Source organism: Gordonia polyisoprenivorans, assembly GCF_017654315.1.
GTDB lineage: Bacteria > Actinomycetota > Actinomycetes > Mycobacteriales > Mycobacteriaceae > Gordonia > Gordonia polyisoprenivorans_A.
On record NZ_CP072203.1, the window covers coordinates 4,393,604 to 4,406,343 of the forward strand.

At 70.0% G+C, this 12,740-nt stretch carries 9 protein-coding genes; all 9 read right to left on the minus strand.

What is annotated here, in order from left to right; genetic code table 11:
- The 9 genes from mnmA to J6U32_RS19890 all read right to left on the minus strand — a co-directional run bounded on the left by mnmA (window position 1) and on the right by J6U32_RS19890 (window position 12,733).
- The gene (gene mnmA, locus J6U32_RS19850) at window positions 1-1,140 is read right to left on the minus strand and encodes a tRNA 2-thiouridine(34) synthase MnmA (protein ID WP_208791812.1); all 1,140 of its coding nucleotides are present in this window, start codon (window positions 1,138-1,140) and stop codon (window positions 1-3) included.
- Window positions 1,140-2,339 (minus strand): cysteine desulfurase family protein, encoded by a 1,200-nt coding sequence (locus tag J6U32_RS19855; protein WP_208791813.1) that lies wholly within the window; start codon window positions 2,337-2,339, stop codon window positions 1,140-1,142. The genes mnmA and J6U32_RS19855 overlap by 1 nt, the downstream gene beginning before the upstream one ends.
- Window positions 2,340-2,460: 121 nt before the next feature.
- A complete protein-coding gene (locus J6U32_RS19860) occupies window positions 2,461-3,822 on the minus strand; it encodes an FAD-binding oxidoreductase (protein ID WP_208791814.1) in 1,362 nt (453 codons plus the stop codon).
- 165 nt (window positions 3,823-3,987) lie between these two features.
- A complete protein-coding gene (locus tag J6U32_RS19865; protein WP_208791815.1) occupies window positions 3,988-7,596 on the minus strand; it encodes a BTAD domain-containing putative transcriptional regulator in 3,609 nt (1,202 codons plus the stop codon).
- Window positions 7,593-9,137: an MFS transporter gene (locus J6U32_RS19870; protein WP_244332193.1), complete on the minus strand. Its 1,545-nt coding sequence runs from the start codon at window positions 9,135-9,137 to the stop codon at window positions 7,593-7,595. Before J6U32_RS19870 ends, J6U32_RS19865 begins: the two co-directional genes overlap by 4 nt.
- 102 nt (window positions 9,138-9,239) lie before the next feature.
- Complete coding sequence (locus tag J6U32_RS19875; protein WP_006371760.1) at window positions 9,240-9,737, minus strand: DUF4334 domain-containing protein; 498 nt, start codon at window positions 9,735-9,737, stop codon at window positions 9,240-9,242.
- Entirely contained in the window at window positions 9,704-10,762 is a 1,059-nt protein-coding gene (locus J6U32_RS19880) for a lysophospholipid acyltransferase family protein (RefSeq protein WP_208791816.1), read from the minus strand. The genes J6U32_RS19875 and J6U32_RS19880 overlap by 34 nt, the downstream gene beginning before the upstream one ends.
- On the minus strand, window positions 10,759-11,676 hold the full coding sequence (locus J6U32_RS19885) for a GNAT family N-acetyltransferase (protein ID WP_208791817.1): 918 nt from the start codon (window positions 11,674-11,676) through the stop codon (window positions 10,759-10,761). Before J6U32_RS19885 ends, J6U32_RS19880 begins: the two co-directional genes overlap by 4 nt.
- 100 nt (window positions 11,677-11,776) lie before the next feature.
- Entirely contained in the window at window positions 11,777-12,733 is a 957-nt protein-coding gene (locus J6U32_RS19890) for an electron transfer flavoprotein subunit alpha/FixB family protein (protein ID WP_014360556.1), read from the minus strand.
- Window positions 12,734-12,740 lie beyond the last annotated feature (7 nt).

Here is a 12,740-nt window from a genome sequence, read left to right on the forward strand (position 1 = left end):
CTACTCGGCGAGCGACGCCGACACCGGCCGGGCCGCAGATCCCGTGCGCGACGACGTGGAAGCGATTCGGCCCGAACCGAGTACGAGATCACCGTTGTCGGGATCGGGGAGATACAGCACCGCGGCCTGCCCACGCGCGACACCGGTCAACGGCTCGCCCAGCGCGATCTCGATGAACGGGCCGTCGGGGCCGTCGACCGGGGTGGCCACCGCGGGCGCCAGGCCGCCGTGCGCGCGAACCTGAACGGTCACCTCGACGGGCCCATCGGGCGCCTCTCCGGAGCTCCACACCGCGTTGCGGGTACGGATCGAATACACCTGCAGATGCTCCTCGGAGCCCACGGTGACGGTCCCGGTCTCGGGATCGATGTCGGTGACATAGCGCGGACGACCGTCGGCTGCGGGCGCCTCGATGCCGAGGCCCTTGCGTTGGCCGATCGTGAAGCCGTGCACCCCGTCGTGATCGGCCAACCGCTCGCCGGTCCCGGCGTCGACGACCGCACCCGGCCGCACGCCGATGCGTGCGCCGAGAAATGCGCGGGTGTCGCCGGTGGGGATGAAGCAGATGTCATGCGAATCCGGCTTGGTGGCCACCGACAATCCCCGTTGCTCGGCCTCGGCACGGATCGCGGGTTTGGGCGTGTCGCCGACCGGGAACATCGCGCGGTCGAGCTGGTCCTTGGTGAGCACGGCCAGGACGTAGGACTGGTCCTTGTCCGGATCGACGGCCCGACGCAGCTGTCCTCCGGACAGGCGCGCGTAGTGGCCGGTGGCCAACGCATCGAAACCCAGGGCCATCGCCTTGTCGGCCAGAGCCGCGAACTTGATCTTCTCGTTGCAGGTCAGACACGGATTCGGGGTCTGACCGGCGGCGTAGGCGGCGACGAACTCGTCGATGACGTCGTCCTTGAAGCGATCGGCGAAGTCCCACACGTAGAACGGGATACCCAGGACGTCGGCGGCGCGGCGGGCATCGTCGGCGTCCTCGCGCGAGCAACATCCCCGCGAGCCGGTGCGCAGGGCACCCGGAGCGGTCGACAACGCCAGATGCACGCCGACGACGTCATGACCGGCGTCGACGGCGCGGGCGGCGGCGACCGCCGAGTCGACACCTCCGCTCATGGCTGCCAGGACCCGCATCACTGCGTCCTTCCGCCGGGCGCCGACACCAGTCCGGCGACGCGGGCACGCTCGACCACCTCGCCGATGACGTCGGCGACGGTCTCGATGTCCGACCGGGTCGTGCTCGGGGCCAACGAGAACCGCAGGGAGCCGCGGGCCTCGGCCATGTCGAGACCCATCGCCAACAGGACGTGGCTGGCCTGCGCGACGCCCGCCGTACACGCCGAACCGGTCGAACACTCGACGCCGTTGGCGTCGAGCAGCATCAGCAACGAATCCCCTTCGCACCCTTCGAAGGACACGTGGACGTTGCCCGGCAGCCGACGCTCGTCGCGCGGTCCGTTGGCGCTCGTGCCGGGAATGTCGAGGATGGTGGCGAACAATTCGTCGCGCAGTGCGGCGACCGCGACCATCGATTCGGCCAGCTCGGCGGTGGCGATCCGCAGAGCGGTCGCCATACCGACGGCCGCCGCGACCGGCTGGGTCCCCGAGCGGACATCGCGCTCGTGGCCTCCCCCGTGGGCCAGCGGCACACACGCCACGTCGCGGCCGAGTAGCAGTGCGCCGACACCCTGCGGACCGCCGAACTTGTGGGCGGCCACACTCAGAGCCGACAATCCACTCGCCCCGAAGTCGACGGGGATGTGGCCGACGGCCTGCACCGCGTCGGAGTGCATGGGAATGCCGAACTCGGTGGCGATCGCGACCAGGTCGGCGATCGGTTCGATCGTCCCGACCTCGTTGTTGGCCCACATGATCGACACCAGGGCGGTCTCGTCGGCGTGCGCGGCGAGTTCGGCGCGCAGTGCGGCAGGCGAGACAAACCCCGCGTCGTCGACCGGCAGGATGACCAGTTCGGCGCCCTGCGTGGCCAGCCATTGCGCCGAGTCGACGATCGCGTGGTGCTCGATGGACGAGATCACGACCCGACGGCGTCGGTCGTCGGCCTGGCGTCGTGCCCAGTAGATCCCCTTGACCGCGAGGTTGTCGGCCTCGGTACCCCCGCTGGTGAAGATCACCTCCGACGGCCGCGCACCGAGCGAGGCCGCGATCGTCTCCCTGGCCTCCTCGAGCAGACGCCGCGCCCACCGGCCCGCCCCGTGCAGCGACGAGGCGTTGCCGGGCTGGGCGTAGACGGCATTCATCGCCTCGATGGCCTCGGGGAGCATCGCGGTCGAGGCGGCGTGATCGAGGTAGACGGGGGCTCGGGTGGGCATGGACATGTCGTTGCCAAGGATAAACGCGCGCGGGGTCCCAACCAATTCCACATCGGCCCGAAATTCTCGACGGCCCGAGATTCTCGACGCGCCGCGTCCCCCCGCGGATGCGGGGATGCGCTCAGCGCACCACCTGCCCGACGTGGAAGACCCCGTGCGGATCGTGTTGGGCGGCGAGTGCGGCGAGCCAGGCGAAGGTGTCCTCGTCATAGCAACGTCGGATGCGCACGGCATCGGCGGACGCCGCGAAGTTCGGGAGCTCGCCGCCGGTCGCCCAGGGCGCCATCGCGTCGAGGACCCCGGCGCCGGGTGTCGCCTCGGGCCCGCCCGCGAGCCCGATCGTGTACAGATGCGCCGTCGCGTGACGATGACAGAGTGCGCTGCGCACCGGCGGCTCGTCGGCGAACGCCCCGCCGAGCATGCGGACCTCGACGATCACCGGGCCCGTGCTCGACGCGGGTCCGGCCGCCGCGAGCAGGGCATCCACGGCGGGTTCGTCCAGCTCACCGAGCAGTACGCCGGCCTCGACGACCGGCATGGGTGTGGTCGGGTCCGCGTGGATCTCCCCGATACGCGCATACGGCATCACGCCGAGCCCGCCGAGCACCAGCGTGCCGAGTGCGGACAGCCCGGAACAGAGTTCGGCGGCGCGCCCGGGGTCGCCGACGGCGGCGACCCGCACGGCCACGGTGAGGCGTCCGCCGAGTGGTTCGGGAATCCCCGGCATGGCGGGAAGCCGCATCAGGGCCAACGACGAGGTGATCTCGCGGGGTAGCTCCGTCGCCCAGAGTCGCCAGCCCCGCACCACGGCCTCTGCCTGCTCACCGTCGAAATACAGTGCACCACCGAATATCTCGGGAATCGGCAGCAGGTCGATGACCACCTCGACGATGAGCCCGAGAGTGGCCTTGCCACCGCGCAGACCCCAGAACAATTCCGGATTGCACTCCGGTGTCGCCCGGATCAGAGCGCCGTTGCCGGTGACCACGGTGATCGACCGGACGTGATCCGACGACGCGCCGACCGTGTGCACCAGCGGGCCGATGCCGCCGCCGCTGAGAAAACCCGCCACCCCGACCGCGGGCGCGGAACCGCACAGTGGCGCCAACCCCAGCGGTGTCGCCGCGTCGAGCACCTGCTGCCACCGCACCCCGGCTCCGACCCGCGCGGTGCGGGTGGCCGGATCGACCTCGCAGACGTCCAATCCGGTGGTGCGCACCAGGATCGAATGCCCATCGACTCCGGTGGCGCCGTGCCCGGTGGCCCACACCGACACGGTCATCGAGTTGGCGGCGGCAAAGCCGACGACGGCGGCCACGTCGGCGGCGTCGGCGACATCCACGACCGCCCAGGGGCGTTGGGCGACGGCGACGTTGAAACCGACGGTGGCATATCCGGGATCGGTGGGGCGGTGCACGCTGCCGCGCACGGCGCGTCGCAGGGCGGCGATGTCGGCCTGATCGACGCTGCGGGTGGATGTCATCGGGGATCTCCTGGGGGAAGGGTTGGCCCGGACCGATCGGTGCCGGGGCGACGGCGTTGCTGTCGCCTCACGATGGTGTTCGGTACCGCTTGGGCGCCTCTTGGAGTGGGCTTGGCGCACTGTCGGAGACCGGCAGGCATGCAACCTCGGAGCGACGAGCCCCGATCAGCGTGGCGAATCCGGCTCGCCGAGCAGTTCCCGGGCCGCGGCCTCCACCTGCGTGACCTCGAGCCGGCTCGCGGTCTCGACGATCTCGGCGAGTTCGGCGTCACGGCGAGCCGAACGCGGGCTGCGCTGCGCGGCCAGCAGTCGGCACCGCAACACCGACGGCACCCCACCCTCGCGCTCCGAGAGTTCCCGTGCCGCGGCGAGCGCCGCCTCCCCCTCCTCGACCCGACCGAGGAGAAAACACACACGCGCCAACGCCAGACCGACCGAGCCGATACAGCCGAGTTGGCCCAGCGTCGCGATACACGAGCGGTACGGCGTCAGGTAGTCGGCGAATCGTGCCGCGTGCTCGACGAGTTCGAGATCGGCCACCACATGGGCGAGCAGGACCGCCTGGCACAACGACGTCCAGATCATCGGCCGATCGTCGGCGAGCCAGGACACGATCATCTGCTCGGCGAGTTCGCGGTCGCCCTCGGCGCCGGCGATCATCGCGATCCCGGCCGCGAGCAGGATCGCGACCTGGTCGTCGGTGAAGTCGGCGGCGATCATCCGCGCCCACTCCATCGGCGTACGGTCCCCGGTGTCGGCGAGGTCGTCGAGCATGCCGCGTTCGGCGGCCAGCGCCAGCAGCGCAATGGTGCCGGTCCCCGCGACGTACAGCTCGGTCATCTGATGGACGGTCACCGCCGTGCGGAAGTGGTGTGTGGCGGTGGCGAAGTCGCCGTGCCACACCGCCAATGATGCTTCCATCCACCGCAATTGGGCGCGCAGGATCGGTAATCGGAGGCGCTCGCTGCCGACGATGGCCGTGCGCACCAGGGCCGCGGTCCCGTCGACGTCGCCGAGGGTCATGGTGGCCATGGTCAGCGCGGTGTCGATGATGACCTCGTCGACGGCCTGATCGGTGTGCGGCAGCGCCCGCAGGCGCTCGGCGAGCGCGAGTGAGGACTCCGCGTACTCGGCCACCCCCGAGTAGGTGATCAGCCGGGCCATCCAGACATCGGCGGTGATGTCGTCGTCACCGAGGTCCGTGGCGAGGGCATCGGCCCGGGCGAGCAACCCGGCCGGAACCGACGCGTCCTTGTGGTAGCACTGCCCGATCGCCGACGCCGCGACCACCCGCGCCGACGCGGAAGGATCGGCCGCCACCGCGATCTCGGCGCGATCGAGGAGCGTCTGCAGGGTCTCGTTGTCGACGTGTGGGCCCACCCACGGCCACGACCCGCCGGCGCGGATCAGAGCGCTCGCGAGTCGCCCGACGGTGGCGGTGGCGCCCTCGGTGATGGCCTGCTGCATCCGCTGCCCGACACCGTCGAGGACCGTCTCGACGTGTCCGGCTCGGGCTTGGGCGGCGAGCATCCCGATCAACAGGTCGTCGCGCTCCTCGCGGTCGGCCAACCCGGCCGACTCGTGGGTGCGCAGGGCGGCGCCGAGCCAGTGCGCCGCGCTCTCCGAATCCCACTGTGCGGTGGCCTCGTCGGCGGCCGCACGGCATGCGGCGACGACGTCGGCGGGATCGGCCACGGGTAGCGCCTCGAGCAGGTGTGCGGCTCGACGCGATGTCGAGCCCGCGGTGTGCCGCCGCGACAGGATCTCGGCGACCCGCAGGTGGAGTCGTGCCCGGCGCAGCGGTCGGACACCGGCGAGTGCTTGTTCTCGTAGCAAGGCGTGGGCGAATCGTGCCGAACCGCCCGCTGCGACGAGGATGCGTTCGTCGATCGCCTCGTCGATCCGGTCGGCGAGGTCACCGACGTCGCGGTCCATCACGGTCGCGAGCAATCCGGCGTCGATGGTCTCGCCGAGCACCGCCGCGTGACCGAGAACGTCGAGGACCGCCGGGTCCAGGGTGGCCAGACGACGGTCGAGGACCGACCGGATCGCCGCCGGCACCGCCTCGCTGTGGCGCTGAGCGGCGGGCAGACGCGAGAACTCGGTGACGAACAGCGGGTTGCCGCCGGTACGACGCATCAGCGTGTCGAGCGCGTCGGCGTCGAGCTCCCCGGCGTCGGCGTCCTGGGCGGCGACCGCGCGCACGAGGTCGGCAACCCCGGACCGACCGAGTGTCGGGATGTCGATCCCGACTCCCCCGACCCGCGCCACCGCGGTGCGCAACCGCTGCAGATCGTGGCCGCCCTCACCGTCGCGCGCTGTCACGATCAGCGCGATCGGCACGTCTCGCAGGACGGTCGTCAGGTACGTGAGCAGACCCAACGTCATCGCGTCCGCCCACTGGGCGTCGTCGACGACGACGGTCAGGCCTTGGTTGCTCGCGGCCTGTTCGAGCATGGTCTGGACGCGGTCGTAGACCGCGAACCGTGCGGTGTCGGCGTCGACCCCGTCGGGCACCGACAGCACACCCGCCGGGTCGACGCCCAGCGCCCGGCACAGCTGCCGCATGGGCCACCAGGCCGGCACCCCCTCGGCGTCGGGGCACCGGACCCACACCACCTCCGAGCCGGTCTCGGCGCCGATGCGCGCGGCCTCCTCGGCCAGCCGCGTCTTGCCGATCCCCGGCGGCCCACCGAGAAGCAGCCATCGGGTCGGTGACCCCGGCGCGCCGAAAACCGTTCGGATACGCTCGATCTCCGCTGACCGACCGACCAGCGGAACCTCACGGGCGATCGATCCCGACATCGGTGCATTCGATGCGGCGCCCTCCTCGCCACCGGTCCCGAGCACCGACTGTCCCGACACCGATTCCTCGGTCGCCGATTCCTCGGGGCCGGCCGGACCGGTCACCGTCACCGCCCCCGACCAGTGCGGTGGCCGCGGCCACGCGGCGATCACCGGATCGTGTCGCAGGATTGCGCCGTGCAGGTCGACGAGCTCGGATCCGGGGACCAAGCCCAGCTCGATGTCGAGGACGCGTTGGTGCTCCGCGTAGACCTCCAGCGCCTCGGTCGCCCGCCCGGCGCGGTAGAGCGCGGCCATGTGCAGCCAGACGCCCCTGTCACGCAACGGTTCTCGCGATCTCAAGGTGACGATCGCGCCGAGGGCGCCACCGATATCCCCCTCCGCCATCAGCGCGCTGATGTGGATCTCCTGGGTGGCCATCAGGTTCTCGTCGAGGGCGGCCGATTCGGCGGCGACCCAGTCGACGTCGTCGAGTTCACCGCCGAGGAGGTCACCACGCCAGCGATCCAGGGCGGCGGCCGAGTCGGCGAGCGCGTCCGCCCACCGCCCCTCGTCACGAGCGATGCGCGCGCTGCGGGCCAGCTCGGCGAACTCGGCGACGTCGAGGACATCGGTGCCGAGGTCGATCCGGTAACCCGCCCCCACACGCTCGATGGGCGACGCCTCACCGCTGTTGCGCAGCGCCCGCCGCAGATTCGAGATGTAGGCCTGCAGACTGGTCGTGGCGGCGACGGGGGGCTGCTCGCCCCACAGGGTGTCGGCGAGCCGATCCACCGTGACCACCCAGCCGCGTGCGAGCAACAGCGCCCCGAGCACGGCACGTTGTTTGGGCGGACCGAGGTCGACGGCGACGCGGCCACGACGCATCTCGAGGGGACCGAGCACCCGATACTCGCGCACGCCGAATTCCTCACTCCCGCCGTCTTCCTCCGGGAGTGTATGCGCCACGGCGGCCCTCGACACGGTCATCGCGCCGCGACCGACTCGCCGTCTCTGCCCGATTCCGCCGATTGCAGTCCACAGCGATCGGTGGGCGCGGGGTCGGCCTGCGACTCCCCGCCTGCCGCCCGGGCTCGACGCATGGTCGCGACGGCGATGATCGCGCCGGCCAATGCCACCGCGCTCGCCACCCAGAGCGCGGCGTGCAGACCGGAGACGAAATCCTGCGGGGAGCCGCCGTGCAGGACCGACCGGCTGGGGAAGAACGCGCCGAGCGCGGCGACACCGAGCGCAATCCCGGACTGCCGGAACACATCGTTGATGCCCGCGGCCAGCCCGGCGTCGTCGTGGCGGCTCTCGGCCAGGACGACACCGCTCATCACGGGATTGACGATCCCCGCACCGATCGAGGCGAGGACGAATCCGCCCACCATCTCCCACCCGGAGCCGGCGCTACCGGCAACGGTCATCCATGCGAGACCGCCTGCGACGAAAGTCAATCCGGCGGCGATCAGCCATCGGGGCGCCACCCGACCCACGATGCGATCGGTGAGTCCGGCGACGACGAACATCGCCAGCGTGCCCGGCAGGTACACCAGGCCCGCCTCGATCGCCGACATCCCGACCACACTCTGCAGGTAGATCGTGACGTAGACGAACACCGCGAACATCGACGCCGAGATGGCAAAGGTCGCCGCCTGGGCACCGGCGAACGCGGCATTGGCGAACATCACCAACGGCACCATCGGTTGGCGCACAAGGCTTTCGATGACGACGAAGGCAACCAGGGCGAGCAGCGAGATCCCCAGTGCAGCCAGCGTGACGCGGTCGGTCCAGCCGCGTGTGTTGGCTTCGATCAGCCCGTAGGTCAGCGACGCGAGCCCGATCACCACGCTGACCGAACCGGCCCAGTCCCCGCGACGCGGTGCGACGCTGAGTGATTCGGCGACCCAGCGGGCGCCGAGGAGCATCGCGACACCGACCGGGACGTTGAGCACGAAGATTGCCCGCCAGTCGAGCAGATCGGTGAACACTCCGCCCAGCAACGGGCCGATCGCGAACGATCCACCGATCGTCGCGCCATAGGCAGCCAACGAGCGGGTTCGCTGCGCGGGCTCGGGAAAGGCGTGCGCCAGCAGCGCCAGGGACGTCGCGAACAGCAATGCCGCACCCAGCCCCTGCACGACCCTGGAGAGGTTGAGCATCACCATGTCCGCCGACACCGCACAGAGCACCGAGGCGACGGTGAAGATCACCGCGCCGATGACGAAGACCAACCGCCGGCCGATGCGGTCGGCCCAGGCGCCGGCCGACAGGACGACGGTGGCCAACGCGAGGGTGTAGCCGTCGACGATCCATTTGATGCTCGTGAAATCGGCATCGAAGTCGCGTGCGATGGAGGGCAGAGCGGTGTTCACCACGGCGATGTCGAGCATCAGCATCGCCGTGGCGGCGCACGCCACGAGCAGGGTTACTCGTTGGGTCGGGGTGAATCGCGCTGTGCGACGGTCACTCCCAGGATGCTCACTCCCAGGATGGTCTGTCTCAGGTCGCTCGGTCTGCGGGGACACGTCAGGGCCTCTCGTCGGGTCGATGTTGTCGACCCGACTGTCGCCTCACCCGCTTGGAAACCCCTTGCCGACCGCTTGGCCACCCGGCAGATCGGTCCCGATTCAGTCCCGGTCGAGGTAGAAGTACAGATGCCGGCCGTCGACCACTCCGCCCTTGCCGTTCATGATCCCCATGACGGTGGTGTCGTCGACCTTCTTGAAGTGGTCGATCACCGGCTGGCCGTCGTAGACCATCGACGCGGTGACCTCACCGCGGAATTCGATCATCCAGAGGCTGGCCTCGCCCTTGCCGAGTTCGGTGTTGGAGTACAGATCGCCATCGGCGTTGCGACACACCAGGGGCTGCACCTCGGAGCGCGAGATGAAGGTCTTGCCGTACCAACCGACCCGCGGGAGCATCCCGTTGACCTTGTGTCCGGTCGTGAATTCGCCACCGCGCCAACGTCCCAGCATCTCCTCGGGGCGCAGGGTCGGCAGCGCCGCCCAGATCGCGTCGAGGTCGGCGTCGTCGACGGTACCGTCGGCCGCGCGCAGGTCAGCGAATCGGGCACGCGCCTGATCGACGGTCAGCTTCGTCGAGGATGAGAGTGTGTCGGACATGCAACGGCCCCTTCCGGCCCGGGAAACAACGGTGTCACGCCACGCACAGGCGTTCCGACATCATATATGTTGTTTGATTCCCGGTGCCGGAGAGGCATCCCGTGCACCTGTGGCGTCGATCGGATCAGCTGTTCGCAGCGCGCGGCCAGCATCCGACGGTCGCCCGTGGGCAACTGCGGTTCGTGCAGGATGACGTGGACCGCGACGGACCGCATCCGCAATACCCGCGCAAGGGTGTCCAACGGACCGTCGTCGCCGATGAAACCCGGTTCGGCCGTGGGTATTCCGGCGGCACTGAAGGCGATACCGATGGGCAGGACGGGGACCCCTGCGTCAAGGGCGGACTGGAAGAAGGCCGGCCGGAACCCGCCTTGCGCGCGGCCGCACCACGTGGTGCCCTCCGGAAAGACCGCCACCGACGAATCCCGCTCGAGCCCGGCGACGGCCTCGGTGATCACCGTCGGCAGTGCCCGCAACGAGCCGCGGTCGATGCAGATGACGCCCAGTCGCCGTGCCAGCGTCGCGATGCCGGGCATCGCGGCGACATCGGACTTCGCGACGAAGTGCGCGGGCTGCACCACCGCGATCGCCAGGATGTCCAGATAGGAGATGTGGTTGGCGACGATCAGTCCGCGGGCGCGCGACGGAAACGGGCGACGATCGTCGATGACGACGCGGATTCCGATGGCGCGCAGAAGTTCTCGTGCCGCCCATCGCAGGTAGACACGGCGCATCAGCCGGGGCGACACGGTGGCCATCAGGCCCGCGAATCCGATCACCACAGCCGTAGTGAGCAGACGGGCGATCCGCAGGACCACCAGCATCCGCCCGGCCCGCGGCCCCGCGTCGTCGAGACAGTGCGACCCGCAGGGGCTCGTCGGATACCACGCGTGCCTCACCTCGACGTCGGTACGCCCCGGGGCGCTCACCGTACCGGCCGACCGGTCGAGTTCGGGTGATCCAGTGCCGGGTGATTCGATCCGCGGGTCCGCGAACGGGACCCGAACGCTGACCGCCGCGGTCACGCCGCGCCGCCGAGCCGAAGGACCGTGTCGCGGAGCCGGTCGAGATAGCGGAGGTTGGCACACTCGAGATCCAGCACGGTCGGGAAATCGCCGACGTCGAAGGCCGGGTCGACCGCCGGGTCGCCACACACTCGCGCACCGAGGCGCAGGTAGGCGCGCATGAGCGGCGGCAGTTGCACCCGGGCCGGCGCAGGGATGTCATCGAGCGCCACGCCGTCGATGCGGGGACTCTCGTGCGGATGCACCCGCCACCGGGCCGGGTAGCGCTCGTTGAGTTCGTCGCGCGCGCCGCGCAGCGCGCTGCCACGAGCCGCACCGTCGATCGCCGGACCCCCGAGCGGCATCGACACCGACCCCATCAGGTAGCGGTACCCCGACTCCTGCAGGTAGCGCAGGATCGAGGCCCACATCAACGCGGTGACCGACCCGTCCCGGTGTCCGGTCGCCACACAGGCCCGGCCCATCTCGACGGTCATCGAGGCGATCTCGTCGAGCCCGGTCAGATCGAATTCGGTGGAGCTGTACCAGCCGCCGGCGGCGATGGCGCGTGGCGGCGGCAGCAACCGGGCGCAGCCGATGATGCCGTGCTCGTCGTGCCGGGCCAGCAGATGCTCACAGTGGTCGTCGAAATGGTCGGCGTCGCGGCGGGATTCGGCGTCGCCGATGTCATCGGAGAATCCCGGTTCGGCCGCGAAAACCTCGAACCGGAAGCGCTGGGCGGCCGCGATGTCGGCCGGGTCGTCGGTGAGCACGATCCGCAACGGCCCCGCGTGCACCAGGGTGCGACGGGACAAGCCACGGTCGGTGCAGGTCAGAGCGGTAACAGGTCCAGATGTCATACCTGAGATGAAAGCCAGACCGGGCATCGCGCGTGCGACGGCGGGTAGTCGTGTCGGTGCTGGTCGGGTGAACACGTCCCGCGCGGCCGACGGCAGCGTGAACTCTGTGCAAACACCGAGAGCGCCCCCGGGGATCGGACATCCCGGGGGCGCTCTCGGTGAATCGCCGAGGCGACTACTTGCGCTTCTTGACCTCTTCGGTCAGCTGCGGGGCAACGTTGAACAGGTCGCCGACAATGCCGAAGTCCGAGATCTCGAAGATCGGGGCCTCTTCGTCCTTGTTGACCGCGACGATGGTCTTCGAGGTCTGCATACCCGCACGGTGCTGGATGGCACCGGAGATGCCCAGGGCGACATAGAGCTGCGGCGAGACCGTCTTACCGGTCTGACCGACCTGGAACTGGCCCGGGTAGTAACCGGAGTCGACGGCGGCACGCGAGGCACCCACAGCAGCACCGAGCGAGTCAGCGAGTTCCTCGACCACCGAGAACTTGTCGGCACTGCCGACACCGCGGCCACCGGAGACCACGATCGAGGCCTCGGTCAGTTCCGGACGATCGCCACCGACGTTCGCCTCGACCTTGGTGATCTTCACCGCGTTCTCCGCCTGTGCGGGAACCTCGACGTCAACGCGCTCGCCGGCACCGGCCTGCGGAGCCGCCTCGACACCACCCGGACGGACCGAGAACACCGGCACATCACCCTTGGCCTGGGCCTCCACGGTGAACGCGCCACCGAAGATCGAGTGAATACCGATGCCGCCCTCCTTGACGTCGATGACGTCGGCGAGGACTCCCGAGCCCAGCCGCACGGCGAGGCGCCCGGCGATCTCCTTGCCGTCGGCGGTCGCCGCCACGAGGATGCCGGCCGGCGACGCCGACTCGGCGATCGAGGCGAGCACGTCGACCTGCGGGCTGATCAGGTAGGTCGCGGCGTCCTCGGACTCGGCGACGTAGATCTTCTCCGCACCGGCCTCCTTGAGACCGTCGATGATGCCGTCGGCCTTGCCGGGCGCGCCGACCACGACGGCCGACGGAGCGCCCAACGCGCGGGCGGCGGTGATGAGTTCGCTGGTCACCTTCTTCAGGGCGCCCTCGGCGTCCTGCTCGACCAGAACGAGAACTTCTGCCATTTTCGTT

Coding starts and splice junctions, on each gene's coding strand:
- mnmA (WP_208791812.1), bottom strand. CDS start 1,140: ATGCGGGTCCTGGCAGCCATGAGCGGAGGTGTCGACTCGGCGGTCGCC.
- J6U32_RS19855 (WP_208791813.1), bottom strand. CDS start 2,339: ATGCCCACCCGAGCCCCCGTCTACCTCGATCACGCCGCCTCGACCGCG.
- J6U32_RS19860 (WP_208791814.1), bottom strand. CDS start 3,822: ATGACATCCACCCGCAGCGTCGATCAGGCCGACATCGCCGCCCTGCGA.
- J6U32_RS19865 (WP_208791815.1), bottom strand. CDS start 7,596: ATGACCGTGTCGAGGGCCGCCGTGGCGCATACACTCCCGGAGGAAGAC.
- J6U32_RS19875 (WP_006371760.1), bottom strand. CDS start 9,737: ATGTCCGACACACTCTCATCCTCGACGAAGCTGACCGTCGATCAGGCG.
- J6U32_RS19890 (WP_014360556.1), bottom strand. CDS start 12,733: ATGGCAGAAGTTCTCGTTCTGGTCGAGCAGGACGCCGAGGGCGCCCTG.